We start from the raw sequence: 19,679 nt of genomic DNA on the forward strand, positions 1-19,679 counted from the left end.
GCACGAGTCGTCAATCGGTCGAACCACCGCGGGACTATGCTGCGGGGGGTCCGAACCATCCGCACAGCTCAGTTGTACGGCCCCCCAACATCCGAGGAGCCCTCGTGGTCACCGACGCAACCAAGAAGCTCAGAGAGCCGGTCGCGTACATCCTGCTCGCATTCGCCGGCCTGCTCGCGCTGGCCTCGCTGATCCGGCTGTTCGTCGGCGGAGCCGGCTTCACGGCCGCCGCAGGCACAGTGCAAGGCGTAGTCACCCCACCCTCGATCTCCGGGCTGGTGATTCTCCTCGTCCTGGTCGGTGCCGTCTGGCTGGTCAACGAAGATGAGCGGACCCCGAACGCGCGCACCGTCGCTCTCGCGGCGCTCGTCATCATCGGCGTCACCGGGCTGATCGGTCTGATCACCGCGTTCGCCGGTTTCAACGAGACCAGCACGGCCGGCATGAAGATCGTCGGCTTCATCTACGCGCTCGGCGGCCTGGCGCTGTACGGCGCTGCCGGTCTCTACATCCTGAAGACCTTCCAGTCGCTGCCCGCGCCGGTGCGGGCGCCGAAGCCGGGCCAGTTCCAGCAGCAGGGCCAGCAGTACGGCCAGACCGCGCCGTACGGCCAGCAGGGCTATCCGCAGCAGGGCCAGCCGGGCTACCCCCAGCAGGGCCAGCAGTACGGCGGACAGTACGACCAGAGCCAGGGCCAGTACGGCGGATACGCCGCTGCCGGTGCCGCCGGTGGGTACGCCGCGGGCCAGGGCGAGCAGCAGCAGTGGCCGCAGGAGCAGGGCTGGAACCAGGGCGAGCAGCAGGCGTGGTCGGCCGGTGAGGCCGAGGCGCAGCACTCCGCGCAGCACGCTGCCGGTCAGCCGCAGGGCGAGCAGCAAGCCTGGTCCGCTGAGGGCCAGGGCGCCGAGCCGACGCAGCCGTGGAGCGCCGAAGGCCAGCAGCAGTGGGGCGGCCAGGACCAGGCCCAGCAGGGCCAGCAGTGGCCGCAGGAGCAGCAGTGGGGCGGCGCAGAGGCCGGCCAGCAGCAGTGGGCCGGTCAGGAGTACGGGCAGGCCCAGCCGGCTCAGCCTGGTCAGCAGGAGTGGGGCCAGCCGGAGCACCCGGTGGCCGAGGAAGGGTCGCACGAGCAGTCCGACGCCCAGCCGCAGGCGTGGCAGCAGGAGCAGGCCTGGCAGGCCGACGAGACCCCGGCCGCCGAGCAGCAGCCGGCCGCGTCGGAGCCCGCGCAGACGGAGCCCGCCGACGAGACCCGGGTCGACCCGCGCGTCGAGCCGGACAAGAACGACCCGAACCAGCAGGGCCAGGGCCAGCAGGGCTGGTGGTCCCAGCCTTCCTGACAGGGAAGGGATCTGGGCGGCAAGCCCTTGCCCAGCTAGTAGAAAAATCCCGGCGCGACGAGGTTTGAGCCCGGGCACACAGCGCGAGAGGCCTGTATCCACAGGCCTCTCGTTCTTTTGCGGCCATGTTGCGGATGATCCCAATAGCAGAGCACGGCTTGACTTTCGTGGATTGCAGGAATGTAATTTCAACCGTGTCGTTCGTTGGACACTCGGTATCGGGGACCGTTGCAGAGCGCAGGACGGACGAGGTCAGGCATGTGGACCGCAAACCCACATGTACAGGGGAACGAACAGGGTCGAGGAGGTCGTACCGTGACAGAGCTGATGGCGATTGTCGACGGTGAGGCGATCGAGGAGGAGCCGAACTGGCAGGAAAGGGCGCTGTGCGCCCAGACCGATCCAGAGGCTTTCTTCCCGGAGAAGGGCGGTTCCACCCGCGAAGCCAAGAAGGTGTGCCTCGGCTGCGACGTCCGGGGCGAATGCCTCGAGTACGCGCTGCAGAACGACGAGCGCTTCGGGATCTGGGGCGGCCTGTCGGAGCGGGAACGCCGCAAGCTGAAGAAGAAGGCCGTCTGACCGTCGGTAACCAGAGCACAACAACATCAGGACTTCCGCGAGGCCCCGGGCGAACGTCGCCCGGGGCCCGCGGCTTTCCGTGCACTCGATCGGCGGCTGTATGGTGAGTCCTCGCCGGGACCTGCGGGTCACGGTGACCGTCCGCAAGCATCGAGGTGTCACAGCTCCGCATGGAACAAGAAGCTCCGGCCGGCTGGGAATTCTTCGACTCCGTCGACTTCCCGACCGATCACATCGACGACCCGATGGGTCGACCGCGGGTCCGGCATGTCGTCACCGCGGTGGTGGTGGGTCACGAGGGCGCGGCCTGGCTGCCGCGACTGTCCGAGGCACTGTGGGCGCTCAACCCGCGGCCGGACCGGCTGATCGCGGTCGACACCGGATCCACCGACGAGACCGCTGAACTGCTCGCCGCGATGCCCGGCGTCGAGCCGGTCGTCAGCGTCTCGGCCCGCACCGGTTTCGGTATGGCGGTTGCCCGCGGCCTCGAGGCACACGGCTTCGCGCCGATCCCGAGCGCCGTCGGTCCGTACGGCGATGACGGGCACATGCCCGTGGTCGAGTGGCTGTGGCTGTTGCACGACGACTGCGCGCCGGCCCCGAAGGCCCTGGAGAAATTGTTGCTTCAGGCCACAATGTCGCCGGCCACCGGCGTCTGGGGCCCGAAGCTGCGACTGTGGCCGCGGGATCGCGAGCTGCTCGAGGTCGGCGTCACCACGTCGCTCGGCGGCCGCCGCGACACCGGCATCGAGGCCGGCGAGCTCGACCAGGGCCAGCACGACCAGCCCCGCAACGTGCTCGCGGTCAGCTCGGCCGGCATGCTCGTCCGTCGCGACGTCTGGGAGGCGCTGCACGGGTTCGACCCGCGGCTGCCGATGTTCCGCGACGACATCGACTTCGGCTGGCGCGCCAGCCGCGCGGGGTACCACGTCGGCGTCGCGCCCGACGCGGTCATCTACCACGCACAGGCCGCTGCGACCGGCGAGCGTGCGCTGGCCGGCACCAGGCGGCACGCGTACCAGCTGGACCGCGCGCATGCCTACTACACCGTTCTCGCGAACGCACCGGGCAAGCTGCTGCCGCTGCTGATCCTGCGGTTCCTGTTCGGCACTGTGCTTCGCTCGATCTGGTTCCTGATCGGCAAGACGCCGTCAGGTGCTGTCGACGAGTGGACTGCGTTGCTGGGCACGCTGCTCGCCGGTGGCTGGACGCAGGCCCGCAAGAGCAGGCGAAATCTCGACCAGGTCCCGTACGACAGCATCAAGAGCCTGTTCTCCCGGTCGGTGCACGCATTGCGGCACAACCTGGAGGAAACGACCAGCACGATCTCCGAGCGGATCCGCGAAGCCTGGGCGGACGAGCCGGAAGAGCAGGTCGTCACCACTGCCCGGCGAGCGAAGTCCACGGCCCGCGTGGCGGTCGACCAGCCGCGCTGGCGCCGTCAGCTGATTCGCAGGCCGTTCCTCGTCGCGTGGGTCGTGTTGGCGATCGGTGCGTTGATTGCTGCGCGCGATCTGATCGGCGGCGGGTTCCTCAGGTCCAACCTGTTGCTCCCGGCCCACGAGAACATCGCAGCGCTGTGGCATGCCGCAGCTTCTGCTCCGCCCGGTGTGACTCCGCCTGCTTGGCTGGCTCAGCTCTGGGCGTTCTCGACGGTGATGTTCGGTCCGTCCGGCGCGACCAACCTGCTTCTGCTGGGCGCGGTTCCGCTGGCCGGTCTGGCTGCGTGGGCGATGCTGCGGTCGTTCGTCGTCGACCGCGTCGCACGTGCCTGGGGCGCAACGGCGTACGGGCTGGCGGTGTTCACGAACGGCGCTATCTCGCAGGGGCGGCTCGGGACGTGTGTGGCGGCGATCGTGCTGCCGCTGCTCGGTGCCGCCGTACACACTGTTGCTCGGCGTCGGCGTGTCTACGTTCAGGGCAGCTGGCGGGCCGCGTGGTTCGCGGGTATCTGCCTGGCCGTGCTGTTCGCGTTCACGCCGGCTCTTGGTCTGCTGATTGCGATCATCCTCGTGCTCGGCGCAGTGTTCGGGCTCGGCTGGCGTCGACAGGGCCGGCAGCTGGTGTTCTCCGTCGTACTGGGTCTGCTGCTCGTTCTGCCGTGGACGATCGACCTGATCCAGCACCCGTCCAAGCTGGGGCAGGAGGCGGGCGGTCCGCCGACCGCTGCGGTCGGTCCGGGCGACAGCCTGCAGCATCTGCTGACCGGTACGCCGGTTGGTGCGCCGGCGCCGTGGTGGTTCGCCGTACCGCTGATTCTGGTGGCGTTGGTCAGTCTGCTGCGTGAGTCTCGCCAGCGGTACGAGCTGCTCGGTTGGTTTGCCGCACTGGCCGGTCTGGCCGGGACGCTGGTTGCCAGCCGGCTCGGCGGTGGCAGTGGGCCGTTGATGTTCCTGATGACTGCCGGCTGGATCATCGCCGTGACGGTCGCCTGGGACTCGGTCGGCAAGTCCACCGAGATCATCGTGCAAGGCGTGCTCGGCATCGTGTTGCTGACGACCGTCGTGACAGCAGGCTTCTGGCTGGTGCGTGGGACCGACGGTCCGTTGTGGAGCGGGCCTGCTCAGGACCTCCCGGCGTACCTGGTGTCCTCGCAGGATCCGCCGGAAAACCAGTCGATCCTGGTGGTGCGGAAGGCGCCGGCCGGCCAGATGCGGTTCTCGCTGGTCAAGGACGGCGGACCGCGGATGGGTGCGCTGGAGGCGGCGCCGACCGCTGCGCAGACCAAGCCGATCACTGATGTGCTGGCGACCCTCGGCGGTGGCGGCAGTGGTGAGGAAGGTCGGCAGTTGGCCGGCCTTGCGATCGACTACGTGTACCTGCCCGGTCCGGTGGATCCGACGCTGGCGTCCACACTCGACTCGTTGCCCGGCCTGACCAGGGCCAGCGCGAACGACGGTGACGCGTCGTGGCTGGTGGACCGGTCGAAGATCGAGGGCAAGACGCCGTTGAACGACCAGACGCACACGGTCTGGCGCATCCTCGGTCTGATCGGCTGGATCATCGCACTGGTGTTCTGCCTGCCGACAGTTCGCCGGACGGTCGCCGTGCCGCATGGCACGCACGCAAGGAGGGACCCGCGGTGAGCCGGTTGCTGTCCGACCCGCGTCTCCGGCTCGGGGCCGTCATCCTTGCGATGGCGGTGCTGGCCGGGCTCGCCGTGGTCACGCATCCCAAGCAGCCGGACACCAGTCCGGCGGCCGCTACGACCGAGCCGGCCCGCACAGTGGTGAACCGTACGGCGCTGTCGTGCCCGGTGCTCGCAGCCGGCGGCAAGATGGCCAGCGTGGTGAACGGTGTGTCGCCGACGCTGCCCGAAGGTACGCCGACCGCGGCCGGCAGTGCACAACCCTTGACGATCGCGCCGCTCCCGGCCACGTCCAACCCGGTCGGCTCGATCCTCAGGCGCGGCTTCATCGGTTCGAGCGCTGTGGTGGTGAAGCCGGAACCGCTGTCGATCCAGGGCGCCGGCCCACTCGCCGCCGGTACGGTCGGCACGAGCACGACGACCTCTGAGGACGGTGTGAACGCCGGTATGGCGAGCGTGCCGTGCCAGCAGCCCGGATCGGACTTCTGGTTCGTCGGTGCGTCCGGTGCGAGTGATCGACGCGACGTATTGGTGCTGACGAACCTGGACAGTGTCAACGCCGAGGTGAACGTCACCGTGTACGCGCGGTCCGGTCAGCAGGACCTGCCTGCCGCGCGCGGCATCGTTGTACCTGCCCGCGGCACGTTCCCGTTGTTCCTCAAGCAGATCGCTCCGAACCTTCGCGACATCGCCATGCACGTGGAGTCGACCGGTGGTCGCGTGTCGGCCGCCGTACGCTCCAATGCCTTGACCGGGGACAACGTGCCTGCCGGAGTGGACTGGCTGAACACGTCGGCCGCGCCCGCAACCAAGGTCTTCGTGCCTGCGGTCGCGCCCGGTGGCGGACTGCGGATTCTGTCGATCGCCAACCCGTCGGACCTCCAGGCGACCGCAAGCCTCAGCATCAACGGGCCGAACGGGTCGTTCAAGCCGGCTGGTCTGGAGACCGTGCAGGTCGCGGCCGGCTCTGTGAAGACGATCATGCTTGACCCGGTGCTGCACGGTGACCCCAGTGCGATCACCGTGACGTCGGATCAGCCGGTGACCGCGTCGATGCGGATGACGGATGCGGCGCGGACCGAGTTCGCGTCGATCGGGTCGGCCGATGCGCTGACCGGTCCGGCGTACCTCGTGCTGCCGGCGCACAAGCAGCCGGCCGTGCTGCAGGTGACCGCGCCGGGGAAGACCGGGAGCGTGAAGTTCGAGCTGCGCGATGTGGCCGGGCGGGCGCTGATGACGCGGGCGCTCGATGTGGTCGGGGGTGCGACGACGCAGGTGTCGCTCCCGGCGCAACCGCGACCGACGTACCTGATGGTGCAGCAGACGCGGGGGACTGTTGTCGCCGGCGTCACGCTGATGCCGGCAGCAAAGCCGGCGAAGGATGACGTGGCGCAGGTGGCTGCGTGGCCGTTGACGACCTCGCTGGTGTTCCGGGCTCAGCTGGGTGCGCAGCCGGACATCAGCGCCGCGCTGCGGTAGGTCAGCCTTCGGAGGTGTTGGCGCCGGGGTCCTGCAGCATTCGCAGGTGGCCTCGGCGGGCTACCTCGACAGGTGCTCCCGGAGTACCCGCGCCTGGCTCACGACGCGGCAACGGACGCGCTGCTTCCCGTACTGCGTTCGCCAGCGCTTCCAGGTCGTCGGACGACGGGCCGGCGGCCGCGGGGTCCGGAGCGAGCCGGATGACTTCCCAGCCGTTCGGGGCGGTCAGACGGTCGGCGTGGTCGGCGCAGAGGTCGTAGCAGTGCGGCTCGGCGTACGTGGCCAGTGGACCGATGACGCAGGTCGAGTCGGCGTACACGTAGGTGAGCGTCGATACGGCAGGCTTCTGGCACCCGGCGCGCGAACAGATCCTGGCGATGCTCACGACCAGACATTACGCCCACTAGGCTGAGGGTGTGACCGAGGCTCGCCGTCATCGCAGGCACATCGACCGCCACGGACGTGGAATGCTCGGCCCGATCAGCCGGCCGAGCAAGTTCGCGCCGCGCGGTCTGCCCTTGCAGCGGTCCGGCTCGGCCCAGTTCGACGAGGTGGTCGCGATCGAGGTGACCCGGCTGGAGAAGCGGCTGCCGCAGGTGGTCGCGCGGGTCGAGTTCGCGATCGAGGACGTGCCGAACCTGGAGCTCGACGCCACCGAGATCCCGCTCACCCACGCCACCGGCGGGACGTCGCACGAGCCGTACCGGATCGTCGTCTTCCGCCGCCCGATCGAGCTCCGCGCCGAACGCTCCGGCTCCGCCCTGTCCTGGCTGGTCCGCAGCGCCCTCGTCCTCGAACTGGCCGACGTACTGGCCCTCTCCCCGGAACAGATCGACCCGGACTTCGACGCCGACGACGACTAGGACACCCCGCTCCCGGCGGTGTTCGAACGTGTTCCGTACTGTGGGAAGGGGTTTGTGTCCGTCGTTGTCATCGGGAGAGGATCGTAGTTGTGAACGATCAAAGACTGCGGGTCGGAGTTGTCGGGCTGGGCTTCGCCGGGCGGACGGCGCTGGAGGCGTTCTCCGAGCTGCCCGATGTCGAGGTGGTCGCGCTGGCGGGCCTCGAGAAGGACATCCTGACCAGCCTGGGCGAGAAGCACGGCGTACCGCATCTCTACGAGAAGTGGGAGGACCTGCTCGAGACCGAGGGCCTGGAAGCGGTCAGCATCGGTACGCCGACGCAGCTGCACGCCCCGATCGCGCTGAAGGCGCTCGAGAAGGGCCTGCATGTCCTGTCCGAGAAGCCGCTGGCGCGGACGGTTGCCGAAGGTACGGCGATGGTCGAGGCCTCGAAGAAGGCCGGCCGGGTGCTGAAGGTCGTGTTCAACCACCGCGAGCGCGGTGACGTCGCGGCGCTGAAGCACCAGATCGACGAGGGCCAGCTCGGCCGGATCTACTACGCGAAGGCGCACTGGATGCGCCGCAACGGCATCCCGGGCATGGGCGGCTGGTTCACCAACCGCGAGCTGTCCGGTGGCGGTCCGCTGATCGACCTCGGCGTCCACATCCTCGACATGGCGCTGCACCTGCTGGGCGAGCCGCAGGTGACGACGGTGTCGGCGAATACGTTCGCCGAGCTCGGTCCGCGCGGCAAGGGCAGCTCGAGCACCCCGGACCGGCCGACCGTCGACACGCTCGGCTCGAAGTTCGAGGTCGAGGACCTGGCGACGGCGTACCTGCGGCTGAAGGGCGGCGGCGCGCTGCAGCTGGAGACCAGCTGGGCGACGTTCCGGGCACCGGGCGACAACTTCGGCATCGAGCTGTTCGGCACCGAGGGCGGCGCGAAGATCGACGTACAGAACTACACCACCGTGGACACGCTGCGGATCTTCACCGATGTGGCCGGGGTGCCGGCCGAGGTGAAGCCCGCGACCGGGGCCGGGCTCGGCCACCGTGCGGTGGTGCGGGAGTTCGTCCGGATCGTCAAGAGCGGCGACTGGGACGGTCAGAACGGGTCCGAGGCGCTGCTGCGGACCGAGGTCATCGACGCCTGCTACGCCTCGGCGAAGGCGGGACGAGAGGTTGTGCTGCATGACTGATCCGATTCGCGTCACCGTCTGGGGCGAGAACGTCCACGAAGGCCGGGACGAGTCCGTCCGCAAGGTGTACCCGGACACGATGCACGGGACGATCGCCGCCGCGCTGCGCGCCAAGCTGGGCGAGGACGTCGTCGTACGGACCGCCACGTTGCAGGACCCGGAGCACGGCCTGACCGAGGAGGTGCTCGCGGACACCGACGTACTCACCTGGTGGGGGCACGCCGCACACGGTGACGTCGACGACGCGATCGTCGAGCGGGTCCAGCAGCACGTGCTGTCCGGCATGGGCCTGATCGCGCTGCACTCCGCGCACTTCAGCAAGATCTTCATCAAGCTGATGGGTACGACGTGCTCGCTCGACTGGCGCGCCGAGAACGACCGCGAGCTGATCTGGACGGTCGCGGCCGGCCACCCGATCGCGCAGGGCATCCCGCACCCGCTGGTGATCGAGCGGGAGGAGATGTACGGCGAGCTGTTCGACATCCCGCAGCCGGACGAACTGGTCTTCGTCAGCTCGTTCACCGGCGGCGAGGTGTTCCGCTCCGGCTGCTGCTACCGCCGCGGCCAGGGCCGGGTCTTCTACTTCCGCCCCGGCGACCAGGAGTACCCGACGTACCACCAGCCCGAGGTCCAGCAGATCCTCGCCAACGCCGCGAAGTGGGCCGCCCCGGTCGTCCCGCGCCAGCTGCCGACGGTGCACCACCGCAAGGACATCGGCTGGTTCGAGAAGGCCTGAAATACAGGATCGTGCGTGGGCCGGATAGGGTCCACGCATGGTTGACGTTGCGGCGATCTTCAAGGCGTACGACGTGCGTGGGGTCGTCCCGGACCAGTTGGACGAATCAGTGGCCCGGGCGACCGGCGCCGCGTTCGTCGAGGTCCTGGACGTCCTCGCGGGTCCGGGGGCGGTCGTGATCGGGTACGACATGCGACCGTCCAGCCCGGGCCTGGCAGCTGCCTTCGCCGAGGGGGTGACCAGCACCGGAGCGGATGTGATCGACATCGGCCTGGCCTCCACCGACCAGCTGTACTTCGCGTCCGGCCGGCTCGACCTGCCCGGCGCGATGTTCACCGCGAGCCACAACCCGGCGAAGTACAACGGCATCAAGATGTGCCGCCCGGGTGCCGCGCCGGTCGGTGCCGACTCGGGTCTGCGGGATATCGCCGACCTGGTCGCGAAGGCCCTGACCGAAGGCCCGGCAACGAGCTCGGCAACGGGACATGTCACCCACAAGGACCTGCTCACGGCGTACGCCGACCACTTGCACGACCTGGTCGACCTGAACGGCATCCGCCCGCTCACCGTGGTCGTCGACGCGGGTAACGGCATGGGCGGTCACACCGTCCCGGCCGTGTTCGCCAAGGGCCCGGTGACGATCATCCCGATGTACTTCGAGCTCGACGGCAACTTCCCGAACCACGAGGCCAACCCGCTCGACCCGAAGAACCTGGTCGACCTGCAGGCCAAGGTCCGCGAGACCGGCGCCGACCTCGGGCTCGCGTTCGACGGCGACGCCGACCGCTGCTTCGTGGTCGACGAGAAGGGCGACCCGATCTCGCCCAGCGCGATCACCGGCGCGGTCGCCGTACGGGAGCTGGCCAAGCACCCCGGCTCGACGATCCTGCACAACCTGATCACCTCCAAGGCGGTCCCGGAGCTGATCACCGAGCACGGCGGCGTCCCGGTCCGGACCCGGGTCGGGCACTCGAACATCAAGCAGAAGATGGCCGAGACCGACGCGGTGTTCGGCGGCGAGCACTCCGCGCACTACTACTTCCGCGACTTCTGGCGGGCCGACACCGGCATGCTGGCCGCGCTGCACGTGCTGGCCGCGCTGGGTGAGCAGGACAAGCCGGCCAGCGAGCTGTTCGCCGAGTACGAGCGGTACGTCGCGTCCGGCGAGATCAACAACAAGGTCGCGGACGCGGCGGCGACGGTCGCGGCGATCGAAGATACGTATTCTGGCGGCAGCAACATGGACGGCGTGACCGTCGACCATCTGGACGGGTTGACCGTGTCGGCGGGACAGTGGTGGTTCAACGTCCGTGCGTCGAACACGGAACCGTTGCTGCGGCTGAACGTCGAGGCCGCGGACCGGTCCGAGATGGAGCGTGTCCGTGACGAAGTACTGGCCCTGATCACCGGCGCATCGGTGGAGGAGAACTGAATGGCAGTCAATCTGGACCCGGACCTGTTGAGCATCCTGGTCTGCCCGAAGTGCCGGTCGGAGTTCCGCGTGGACGACGAGGCGAACGAGCTGGTCTGCACCAACGCCGGCTGCGCGCTGGCCTACCCGGTGCGTGACGACATCCCGGTGCTGCTGATCGACGAAGCCCGGGACACCAGGGAAACGGCCGCGACAGAGAGCTGACGGAGAGCTATGAGCGTCTTCGACGACACCCGACTGGACGACCCGGCCACCCTCCGGGCGGCCGACCACCTGCTCCGCCGCCTGGCCATGGCCGGTGCTCGCGTCCGCGCCGAGCTGGAAGCGTCCGAGGACGTGCTGTCCAACCTGACGTCGGACGGCTTCCGCCCGCGCGCGGTGGTGGCCGCCGGTCGCGACGCCCGCCTGGTCCGCGCCGTGCTGGAGCCGGTCTGCCCGGTCCCGTTCCTCGCCTGGCCCGGTCCGGGGCTGCCCGGCTGGGCCGGTCCGCTCGACATGGTCGTCGTACTCGGCGGAGCCAACGAGGACGCTGACGCGGTCTCGGCGGCAGCCGAAGCGGTACGGCGTGGTTGTGGCCTGCTGGTGGCTGCGCCGGAGGACTCGCCGGTGGCGATCGCCTCGGCCGGTCTGCGGCACGCGATCCGGCTGCCGTCCCAGTCCGACGACCAGCTCGCGTCGGCGGTCGCGGTACTGCAGGCGCTGCACCAGCTGGAGCTCGGTCCGGAGGTGGACCACAAGTCCGTCGCGTCGATGCTGGACGACGTCGCGATCGAATGCTCGCCGAACAACGACGTAGCCTCCAACCCCGCCAAGGACCTCGCGCTGATCCTCGCGGACGCGCTGCCGCTGGTGTGGGGCGGTTCTGTCCTCGCAGCGCGTGCAGCTCGTCGCGTGGTCGAGGCGCTGCGGCTGGCGAGCGGCCGGCCCGCACTGGCCGCTGACACAGGCCATCTGCTGCCGGTGCTCAACCAGCCGCCGCGGGATCTGTTCGCGGACCCGTTCGACAAGCCTGCGGAGCTTCGGCCCGCGCTGGTCATCCTGGACGACGGCGTGGAGGACGAAGGCGTCGCCGAGCACCACCGCAAGCTCGAGCGGAAGGCCGAGGCGCACGACGTCCGCGTGTTCACGGTGCGGCAGGCCAGCGGCACGGACATCGCGCGGTACGCCGCTCTGACCCAGCACGGTCGCTACGCCGCGGCGTACCTCGGCATCGGCCTCGGCCGCTACGGTACGGCGACCGACACCGACCCGGTCGAGCCAGGGATCCCCTCGGAGGACCCGGCGTGGTAGTCCCGCTGCAGAACACGATCCGCGACTACGCCTGGGGCTCGGCGACCGCGCTCCCCGAGCTGCTCGGCGTGGCGCCGGACGGCAACCCGCAGGCCGAGATGTGGATGGGCGCGCACGAATCCGCGCCGTCGGTCCTGCCGAACGGCGACACGCTGTACGACGTGGTGTCGGACGACCCGGCCGCGGTGCTGGGCGAGGAGACGGCCGAGCGGTTCGAGGGCCGGTTCCCGTTCCTGGCCAAGCTGCTGGCGGCCGGGCAGCCGTTGTCGATCCAGGCGCATCCCTCGCGGGACCAGGCCATCGACGGGTACGAGCGGGACGAGGCGGCCGGGATTCCGCGCGACGCCGGAGACCGCAACTACAAGGACGCCTGGCCGAAGCCGGAGATCCTGATCGCTCTCGAGCCGTTCGACGCGCTGGTGGGCTTCCGTCCGCTGGACCGGACGATCGCGTTGCTCGAGGCGCTGGGGCCGGCCGGCTTCGGTGAGCTGACCGACCGGCTGCGGGACGGGAAGCTGCGGGAGGCGTTCACCGATTTCATGAGCGCCGACCGGGACGCGATCCGTCCGCTGGTCGGTGCGCTCGGCGAGGCGGTTGCGCAGTACGACGGGGAAGCCTTCCCGCTGGAGCGGGAGACGCTGTCGAAGTTGTGCGCGGACTTCCCGGACGATCCCGGCGTACTCGCGGCGTTGCTGCTGAACCGGGTTCGTCTGGAGCGGTTCGACGCGGTGTACCTGCCGGCCGGGAATGTGCACGCGTACCTGCACGGCCTCGGGTTCGAGGTGATGGCGAACTCCGACAACGTGTTGCGTGGTGGACTGACGAGCAAGCACGTCGACGTACCGGAGCTCGTCTCGGTGGTCGACTTCGAGCCGCTGGCGGACCCGGTGCTGACCGCTGACGGCGAGGGTGTCTACGAGACAGGGTGCGAGTACTTCGCGGTCCACCGGGTCGAGCTGGATGGTGGCGAGCAGACCGTCGAGGGTGTCGGGCCGCGGATCATCTGCTGTGTCGCGGGCACGATCGATGCTGCGGGCAAAGAATCCGTTGTGACCCCGGTGACACTGTCCGCGGGGCAGTCCGCGTTCGCCGCGGGACCCGAAGGACCCTGTATCTTGCGTGGTTCTGGCACGGCGTTCGTCGTGTCGGCCCGCTGATCTCTGCAGTTTTCCTTGGGAGGACCTGAACACCATGGCTGGTGGCGGAAACAAGGCCGTTGTCGCGGCTTTGCTGGCGAACACCGGGATCGCGGTCACCAAGTTCGCCGCCTGGGCCCTGACCCAGTCGGCGTCGATGCTGGCCGAGGCGATCCACTCGCTCGCCGACGCGGGCAACCAGGTGTTGCTGCTGGTCGGCGGCCAACGCGCCAAGCGGGCCGCGGACGAGCTGCACCAGTTCGGGTTCGGCCGGGAGCGGTACGTCTACTCGTTCATCGTGTCGATCGTGCTGTTCAGCGTCGGTGGTCTGTTCGCGCTGTACGAGGGCTACCACAAGGTGCACGACCCGCACGGGATCGACAACTGGAAGTGGGTCCCGGTCGCGGTGCTGGTGCTCGCGATCGCGATGGAGAGCTTCTCGTTCCGGACCGCGATCGTCGAGGCGAACAAGCTGCGCGGGAAGGTTCCGTGGGTCCGGTTCGTCCGCAACGCGCGGGCGCCGGAGCTGCCGGTCATCCTGCTGGAGGACTTCGCCGCGCTCACCGGTCTGGTGCTGGCGCTGATCGGCGTCGTACTGACCCTTGTCACCGGCAACGGTGTGTTCGACGGTCTGGGCTCGATGGCGATCGGCGCGCTGCTGGTCTGTGTGGCGATCTTCCTCGCGATCGAGATGAAGTCGCTGCTGCTCGGTGAGTCCGCGACCCGCGAGTCCCAGGACCGCATCGTCGCCGCGATCGAGAACACGCCCGGCGTCCAGCGGCTGATCCACATCAAGACGCTGCACCTCGGCCCGGAGGAGGTGCTGGTCGCTGCCAAGGTCGGGGTCGAGCCGACCACCGACGCGGCCGTCGTCGCCGAGACCATCGACGCCGCCGAGCGCGCCATCCGCGCGGCCGAGCCGATGAGCCAGCACATCTACCTCGAGCCCGACGTCTTCGACGAGAACCACGTCCCCGACGAACGCCCCGCCGTACCCGAGGCTCCCTCGCACTAGCGCTGCTTGGGTGGGAGCACACCCGACCTACCAAGCCATCTGAGGGCGCGGTCGCGGTCGATCTGGGCCTGGGTCGGGGGTGCGGTGAGGCGGCCGGTGCGGTAGCCGAGGTTGCGGATGTCGGCGGCCACGGACGGCTCGGCGAGGGCCCGGAGCGCGAACGCCAGCGCCGCCGGCGTCACGTCGTACCGGCGTTCGAGGTCGAGCGCGAGCTGCACGGCGGCCAGGTCGCGGTCGTCGTACTGGCGCTGGGCCGTGTGTTCGGACCGGGACCGCGGGAGCAGCCCGAGCGCCTCCCGGTAGCGCAGCATGCGTGGAGTGGTACCCAGCTGGCGAGCGGCCTCGGTGATGCGCATATCTCAATCTTGACATTTCGGTGTCAAAATCGCGCCCGGAGCGATCAAACCGCGTGCCTCGCCCCTCTAGGCTCGTGCGAGTACCAATCACAGTCTTCAGGGGAGCGGCATGACCTTCGACTACAAGGTGGCGGATCTCGGCCTGGCCGAGTTCGGGCGCAAGGAGATCCGGCTGGCCGAGCACGAGATGCCCGGCCTGATGGCGATGCGCGAGCAGTACGGCGACAGCAAGCCGCTGTCCGGGGCCCGGATCATGGGTTCGTTGCACATGACGATCCAGACCGCGGTGCTGATCGAGACGCTGGTGGCGCTCGGCGCCCAGGTGCGCTGGGTCTCCTGCAACATCTTCTCCACCCAGGACCACGCCGCGGCCGCGGTCGTCGTCGGCCCGGACGGTTCGGCCGACGCCCCCGCCGGTGTCCCGGTGTTCGCCTGGAAGGGCGAGACGCTGGAGGAGTACTGGTGGTGCACCGAGCAGGCGCTGAAGTGGCCCGGTGAAGAGGGTCCGAACATGATCCTCGACGACGGCGGCGACGCCACGATGCTCGTCCACAAGGGCACCGAGTTCGAGAAGGCCGGCGCCGTACCGGACCCGTCGACCGCGGACTCCGAGGAGTACGCCGTCGTGCTGTCGCTGCTGACCCGCACGCTGCGCGAGGAGCCGCAGCTGTGGACCACCATCGGCCAGGGCATCAAGGGTGTCACCGAGGAGACCACCACCGGCGTGCACCGGCTGTACGAGATGCACAAGGCCGGCGCGCTGCTGTTCCCGGCGATCAACGTGAACGACTCGGTGACCAAGTCGAAGTTCGACAACAAGTACGGCTGCCGGCACTCGCTGATCGACGGCATCAACCGCGCCACCGACGTACTGATCGGCGGCAAGGTCGCGGTCGTCTGCGGATACGGCGATGTCGGCAAGGGCTGCTCGGAGTCGCTGCGCGGCCAGGGCGCCCGGGTGATCGTGACCGAGATCGACCCGATCTGCGCGCTGCAGGCCGCGATGGACGGCTACCAGGTGAGCACGATGGACGACGTCGTCGGCATCGGTGACATCTTCGTCACCACCACCGGCAACAAGGACGTCATCACCGCCGACCACATGGCCGCGATGAAGCACCAGGCGATCGTCGGCAACATCGGCCACTTCGACAACGAGATCGACATGGCCGGCCTGTACAAGACCGCCGGTGTCGAGCGGGTCAACATCAAGCCGCAGGTCGACGAGTTCCGGTTCCCGGACGGCCACACGATCATCGTCCTGTCCGAGGGCCGCCTGCTGAACCTGGGCAACGCGACCGGCCACCCGTCGTTCGTGATGTCGAACTCGTTCACCAACCAGGTCCTGGCCCAGATCGAGCTCTTCGTGAAGACCGCGGAGTACCCGACCGACGTCTACGTCCTGCCGAAGCACCTGGACGAGATGGTCGCCCGCCTCCACCTCGACGCCCTCGGCGTCAAGCTGACCGAACTCTCCAAGGAGCAGGCCGCCTACCTCGGCGTCCCGGTCGAAGGCCCGTACAAGTCCGAGCACTACCGCTACTGATTCCCCCCACAGCAAACGCCCCGCAGGTTCCTGCGGGGCGTTTTGCTGTTCTCAGGACCACTGGGATTCGTTGCTGCCGGGGGTGGCCCAGCCTTGGGGGTTGAGGGTGGGCGGGCGGGGGCCTGGGGGTGGTGGGGGTGGGATGAACGGGGTCGGCGCGGGGACGGGGGCCTGGGCGCCGTACGGGCTGGGTGGGGTGAAGGGGCCGGCGGGGATCGCGTAGGACGGGGCGAACGGGCCGGTGGGGGTGGGGCGGTGGGTGGAGAGGCGGATGAGTTCTCGGCGGCGGCGTTCGGCGAGGATGGCGGAGAGGTACGCGGGGGCGATGATCGGGGTCGGCGGGGCCGGGGCCGTGACGGCGGCCATCTTGGCGGCGAGGGCTTCGCCGAGGGCGATCTGCGGGCCGGGGAGGAGATCGGTGTAGCGGGCGAGGTAGTCGCGGGCCGCGTTGGCCAGGTCGTCGGACAGGCGCGAGAGCTCCAGCGACTGGGCCCACTGGACCAGGTGGCCGGGGACGAACAGCGGCGGTGACGCCATCGCCTGGTGCCGCTCGCGGATGACGACCGTACCGGCGACCATGTCACCGATCCGCTTGCCCTGTTTGTTCATCAGGCTCGCCACGATCCCCGGACACGCCGCGAACCACGGCGCGAAGTCGACGAAGAACCACATCAGCGTCCGCACCAGCGCGTGCCGGAACCGGATCGAGCTGCCGTCGTCGCGCACCACCTTCAGCCCGAGCACCATCTTGCCGACGGTCCGCCCGCGGGTCAGCGTCTCCATCACGACCCGGTAGCCGACCGCCACCAGCAGTACGACGATGAAGATCAGCGCGAACGCCAGCGCCTCACTGGACTCGCTCCCGAGCAGGAATCCGGCCAGCAACGAGATCAGCACGACCAGTACGACGCCCTGCAGCGCCACGTCGATCGCGCACGCCAGCGCCCGCGTCGGCATCCGCGCGATCCGCACCTGGAGGACGACCGCTTCGCCGGTGACCAGCTGAGACACGTCGTCGCCCCCTCCTGACTAGACACTGCGTCCGGCTAGTCTGCCAGCAGTCGGGTGGAGGAAGGGGGTAGCTGTGGACGTCGAAGCGTTCGTATCGGTGCACCAGCCGCAGTGGGACCGCCTCGCCTACCTGACCCGTCGCCAGCGCCGCCTGTCCGGTGCAGAGGCCGAAGAGCTCGTGGTCCTCTACCAGCGCGTCGGCACACACCTGGCCGCGCTGCGAGCCGCCGGCGCCGATCCGGTGTCGATCGGTCGCCTGTCCGGCCTGATCGCCGACGCCCGCGGTGCGGTGACCGGTGCGCAGGCACCCGTCTGGCGCGACATCTCGAAGTACTTCCTGGTGAGCTTCCCGGCCGCGCTGTATGCCTCCAGACGTTGGTGGCTCACTATCGGTCTGCTGTTCTATCTGGTCGCGGCCTGGACGGCGTGGCGAGTGCTGGCTCACCCAGAGGTGATCGACTCGATCGGTACGCCGGACCAGGTCAAGCAGCTGGTCGAGCACGATTTCGAGTCGTACTACTCGGACAACCCGGCACAGGACTTCGCACTCCGTGTCTGGATCAACAACGCGACTATCAGTGCCGCCGTGCTGGCACTGGGGATCCTGCTGGTGCCGTCTGTCTTCATCCTGTGGGACAACGCGGTCAACCTCGGTCTGAGCGCCGGTCTGATGATCGGCCACGACAGAGGCGGCCTGTTCTTCAGCCTGATCACGCCGCACGGTCTGCTCGAGCTGACCGCGGTATTCGTCGCCACCGCGGCCGGACTGCGCCTCGGCTGGTCCTGGATCGCTCCTGGCCCCCGCACTCGTATGCAGGCCATCGCCCAGACCGGACGCGCCACGATCGGCATGGCGATCGGACTGGCCGCAGTACTCCTGGTGACCGGCCTGATCGAGGGCTTCGTGACACCGTTCCTGCCGGCACCGGTCCGCGTGACGATCGGCATCCTCGCCGAGCTGGCCTTCTTCACCTACGTCTGGACTCTCGGTCGCCGCGCCTACCGTCACGGTGAGTACGGCGACATCGACGAGGCGGACCGGGAAGCCAGCGCACCTGTCTCCGCCTGATCGGTTTCCGGTGTGGGAACCGGGTCAGGGTGAGGATGGACCAGGAAGTGAGGCACAGCCGTGCGTACGGCGTGGCGATCACTGTCGGCCTGATGGCCTACGGAGTCGTCTATCTGCTGATCGCATGGATCGCTCTGCAGCTCGCCTGGGGGAAGTCGTCCCAGGAAGCGTCGCAGAAGGGCGCGCTGGAGGAGCTGGCGAGCAAACCGCTCGGCGGCGTCCTGCTGTGGGTCGTCGCGATCGGGTTGTTCGCGCTGGTGATCTGGCGCGCCCTGCAGCTCATCTACGGGCACCTGGACATGGAGCACAAGCTCTCCGCGATCGGCCGCGCCGCGGTCTACCTCGTGGTCGGCATCAGCGCGGTCAAGATCGCCGTCGGATCCGGCGGCGGTTCCAGCACCAGCCAGCAGCAGTCGATGTCCGGCCGGGTCATGCAACACGGAGCGGGCCGGGTGCTGATCATCGTGGTCGGCATCGCGATCATCGCCATCGGTGCACGCCAGATCCACAAGGGCATCACGAAGAAGTTCACCGAGGACCTGGTCGGCGGCGTCTCCGAGACGACGATCCTGTTGGGCCGGATCGGGTACGTCGCGAAGGGGATCGCGTTCGCCGTGGTCGGCGTGCTGTTCGCGTGGGCCGCGATCAGCTATGACCCGAAGAAGGCCGGCGGACTCGACACTGCGCTGCGCACGATCAAGGACCAGCCGTTCGGTTCCGTCCTGCTGACCGTGCTGGCGCTCGGCGTCGCCGCGTTCGGCCTGTACTGCTTCAGCTGGTCGCGCAACGCTAAGAAGTGAGGCGTCCCGCTTCGATTCGTGACCACTGGGCGATCGGCCGACCGTCGATGACCTTCGGGAGTACTGGGTCCTCCGTCGCCCACTGCTTCGGCCAACCGTCCGGTGAGTCCTCGAACGGCTCCTGCCGTCCGTAGACGGTGAGGTCCATCAGCGCGTAGTTGTTGTCCATCACCTCGACGCCGCGCATGGTCGTCCAGTACGTCTCGAAGACGCGGTCGCCCTGGCGCACATACGAGATCAGGTACATCTGGCCGATGTTGCGTCCGACGAGCAAGCGCTCGAGTGACCCGACACCGGAGTACCACGGCATCGTCCAACCCATGAAGTCGCGGTACGCACGGCTCTCGGCGTACGGGCCCTGGGCGAAGACGGCGAAGGTGATGTCGCGCGAGTGCAGGTACGAGATCTCCTGCACCTGACCTGTGCACCAGGTGCAGCCCTGGCATTGTTCTTCTGCTGGGTGTCCGGTGTGCCACATGTAGTAGTAGGCGAGGAGTTGCGTGCGCCCTTCGAAGGCTTCGAGCAGGGTGACCGGACCGTCAGGTCCGGTCACCGGGATGCTCGCGTCGACCTCGACCATCGGCAACCTCTTGCGCTGTGCCGTGATCTCGTCACCCTCGCGGGTGTGGGCTTTCTCCCTGGCGCGCAGGTGATTCAGATCCGCGTCGAACGTTGCCCGATCGACCACCGGCGGGAGGGCAGTTCTTTCCGGTACGGCTCGTTCGTGCTTTCTCATACTGGCCACGTCGGAGCCGGTACCCCGT

Annotated in this window: 19 protein-coding genes; 15 read left to right on the top strand and 4 right to left on the bottom strand. The window is 68.8% G+C overall.

Going from position 1 to position 19,679, the window contains the following annotated elements; genetic code table 11:
* The first annotated feature begins 104 nt into the window (after positions 1–104).
* The 4 genes from FDA38_RS05555 to FDA38_RS05570 all read left to right on the top strand — a co-directional run bounded on the left by FDA38_RS05555 (position 105) and on the right by FDA38_RS05570 (position 6,483).
* Positions 105–1,337 carry a hypothetical protein gene (locus FDA38_RS05555; protein WP_137252967.1) on the top strand — a complete coding sequence of 411 codons (1,233 nt, stop codon included), beginning with the start codon at positions 105–107 and terminating at the stop codon, positions 1,335–1,337.
* 327 nt (positions 1,338–1,664) lie between these two features.
* On the top strand, positions 1,665–1,916 hold the full coding sequence (locus FDA38_RS05560; RefSeq protein WP_020389877.1) for a WhiB family transcriptional regulator: 252 nt from the start codon (positions 1,665–1,667) through the stop codon (positions 1,914–1,916).
* A 170-nt stretch (positions 1,917–2,086) separates the two neighbouring features.
* A complete protein-coding gene (locus tag FDA38_RS05565) occupies positions 2,087–5,002 on the top strand; it encodes a glycosyltransferase family 2 protein (RefSeq protein ID WP_137252968.1) in 2,916 nt (971 codons plus the stop codon).
* A complete protein-coding gene (locus tag FDA38_RS05570; protein WP_137252969.1) occupies positions 4,999–6,483 on the top strand; it encodes a DUF5719 family protein in 1,485 nt (494 codons plus the stop codon). The genes FDA38_RS05565 and FDA38_RS05570 overlap by 4 nt, the downstream gene beginning before the upstream one ends.
* Position 6,484: 1 nt before the next feature.
* Here FDA38_RS05570 and FDA38_RS05575 read toward each other — a convergent pair whose 3' ends face one another.
* Positions 6,485–6,868 carry a DUF3499 domain-containing protein gene (locus FDA38_RS05575; RefSeq protein WP_137252970.1) on the bottom strand — a complete coding sequence of 128 codons (384 nt, stop codon included), beginning with the start codon at positions 6,866–6,868 and terminating at the stop codon, positions 6,485–6,487.
* Positions 6,869–6,899: 31 nt separating this feature from the next.
* Between FDA38_RS05575 and FDA38_RS05580 the strand changes: the two genes are divergently transcribed.
* The 8 genes from FDA38_RS05580 to FDA38_RS05615 all read left to right on the top strand — a co-directional run bounded on the left by FDA38_RS05580 (position 6,900) and on the right by FDA38_RS05615 (position 14,133).
* Positions 6,900–7,346: a metallopeptidase family protein gene (locus FDA38_RS05580; protein WP_233714537.1), complete on the top strand. Its 447-nt coding sequence runs from the start codon at positions 6,900–6,902 to the stop codon at positions 7,344–7,346.
* 89 nt (positions 7,347–7,435) lie between these two features.
* A complete protein-coding gene (locus tag FDA38_RS05585; protein ID WP_137252971.1) occupies positions 7,436–8,524 on the top strand; it encodes a Gfo/Idh/MocA family protein in 1,089 nt (362 codons plus the stop codon).
* Positions 8,517–9,260: a ThuA domain-containing protein gene (locus FDA38_RS05590; protein WP_137252972.1), complete on the top strand. Its 744-nt coding sequence runs from the start codon at positions 8,517–8,519 to the stop codon at positions 9,258–9,260. Before FDA38_RS05585 ends, FDA38_RS05590 begins: the two co-directional genes overlap by 8 nt.
* Before the next feature lie 37 nt (positions 9,261–9,297).
* Entirely contained in the window at positions 9,298–10,692 is a 1,395-nt protein-coding gene (locus tag FDA38_RS05595) for a phosphomannomutase/phosphoglucomutase (RefSeq protein WP_137252973.1), read from the top strand.
* Positions 10,693–10,896 (top strand): Trm112 family protein, encoded by a 204-nt coding sequence (locus FDA38_RS05600; RefSeq protein WP_137252974.1) that lies wholly within the window; start codon positions 10,693–10,695, stop codon positions 10,894–10,896. It abuts the gene before it with no gap.
* 9 nt (positions 10,897–10,905) lie between these two features.
* Positions 10,906–11,982 carry an SIS domain-containing protein gene (locus tag FDA38_RS05605; RefSeq protein ID WP_137252975.1) on the top strand — a complete coding sequence of 359 codons (1,077 nt, stop codon included), beginning with the start codon at positions 10,906–10,908 and terminating at the stop codon, positions 11,980–11,982.
* The gene (manA, locus tag FDA38_RS05610) at positions 11,976–13,139 is read left to right on the top strand and encodes a mannose-6-phosphate isomerase, class I (RefSeq protein WP_137252976.1); all 1,164 of its coding nucleotides are present in this window, start codon (positions 11,976–11,978) and stop codon (positions 13,137–13,139) included. The genes FDA38_RS05605 and manA overlap by 7 nt, the downstream gene beginning before the upstream one ends.
* Before the next feature lie 34 nt (positions 13,140–13,173).
* A complete protein-coding gene (locus tag FDA38_RS05615; RefSeq protein ID WP_137252977.1) occupies positions 13,174–14,133 on the top strand; it encodes a cation diffusion facilitator family transporter in 960 nt (319 codons plus the stop codon).
* Here FDA38_RS05615 and FDA38_RS05620 read toward each other — a convergent pair.
* A complete protein-coding gene (locus FDA38_RS05620) occupies positions 14,130–14,489 on the bottom strand; it encodes a MerR family transcriptional regulator (protein ID WP_137252978.1) in 360 nt (119 codons plus the stop codon). The two genes, FDA38_RS05615 and FDA38_RS05620, sit on opposite strands and share 4 nt — an antisense overlap.
* 109 nt (positions 14,490–14,598) lie before the next feature.
* On the opposite strand from FDA38_RS05620, the gene ahcY reads away from it, so the two are divergent.
* A complete protein-coding gene (gene ahcY / locus FDA38_RS05625; protein WP_137252979.1) occupies positions 14,599–16,035 on the top strand; it encodes an adenosylhomocysteinase in 1,437 nt (478 codons plus the stop codon).
* Between the two features lie 51 nt (positions 16,036–16,086).
* Here ahcY and FDA38_RS05630 read toward each other — a convergent pair whose 3' ends face one another.
* Entirely contained in the window at positions 16,087–17,046 is a 960-nt protein-coding gene (locus FDA38_RS05630) for an RDD family protein (RefSeq protein WP_233714538.1), read from the bottom strand.
* 73 nt (positions 17,047–17,119) lie between these two features.
* On the opposite strand from FDA38_RS05630, the gene FDA38_RS05635 reads away from it, so the two are divergent.
* Entirely contained in the window at positions 17,120–18,115 is a 996-nt protein-coding gene (locus FDA38_RS05635; protein WP_137252980.1) for a stage II sporulation protein M, read from the top strand.
* 47 nt (positions 18,116–18,162) lie between these two features.
* Positions 18,163–18,915 carry a DUF1206 domain-containing protein gene (locus tag FDA38_RS05640; RefSeq protein WP_233714539.1) on the top strand — a complete coding sequence of 251 codons (753 nt, stop codon included), beginning with the start codon at positions 18,163–18,165 and terminating at the stop codon, positions 18,913–18,915.
* Here FDA38_RS05640 and FDA38_RS05645 read toward each other — a convergent pair.
* On the bottom strand, positions 18,905–19,651 hold the full coding sequence (locus FDA38_RS05645; protein ID WP_137252982.1) for a DUF899 family protein: 747 nt from the start codon (positions 19,649–19,651) through the stop codon (positions 18,905–18,907). The genes FDA38_RS05640 and FDA38_RS05645 overlap by 11 nt on opposite strands.
* Between the last annotated feature and the right edge of the window lie 28 nt (positions 19,652–19,679).

The organism is Kribbella jiaozuonensis (assembly GCF_005233875.1).
Lineage (GTDB): Bacteria > Actinomycetota > Actinomycetes > Propionibacteriales > Kribbellaceae > Kribbella > Kribbella jiaozuonensis.

Excerpts from the sequence above, each read along its gene's own strand:
- FDA38_RS05590 (WP_137252972.1), top strand. The coding sequence starts at position 8,517 with ATGACTGATCCGATTCGCGTCACCGTCTGGGGCGAGAACGTCCACGAA.
- FDA38_RS05605 (WP_137252975.1), top strand. The coding sequence starts at position 10,906 with ATGAGCGTCTTCGACGACACCCGACTGGACGACCCGGCCACCCTCCGG.
- FDA38_RS05565 (WP_137252968.1), top strand. The coding sequence starts at position 2,087 with ATGGAACAAGAAGCTCCGGCCGGCTGGGAATTCTTCGACTCCGTCGAC.
- FDA38_RS05615 (WP_137252977.1), top strand. The coding sequence starts at position 13,174 with ATGGCTGGTGGCGGAAACAAGGCCGTTGTCGCGGCTTTGCTGGCGAAC.
- FDA38_RS05620 (WP_137252978.1), bottom strand. The coding sequence starts at position 14,489 with ATGCGCATCACCGAGGCCGCTCGCCAGCTGGGTACCACTCCACGCATG.
- FDA38_RS05595 (WP_137252973.1), top strand. The coding sequence starts at position 9,298 with ATGGTTGACGTTGCGGCGATCTTCAAGGCGTACGACGTGCGTGGGGTC.
- FDA38_RS05560 (WP_020389877.1), top strand. The coding sequence starts at position 1,665 with ATGGCGATTGTCGACGGTGAGGCGATCGAGGAGGAGCCGAACTGGCAG.
- FDA38_RS05600 (WP_137252974.1), top strand. The coding sequence starts at position 10,693 with ATGGCAGTCAATCTGGACCCGGACCTGTTGAGCATCCTGGTCTGCCCG.
- FDA38_RS05645 (WP_137252982.1), bottom strand. The coding sequence starts at position 19,651 with ATGAGAAAGCACGAACGAGCCGTACCGGAAAGAACTGCCCTCCCGCCG.
- ahcY (WP_137252979.1), top strand. The coding sequence starts at position 14,599 with ATGACCTTCGACTACAAGGTGGCGGATCTCGGCCTGGCCGAGTTCGGG.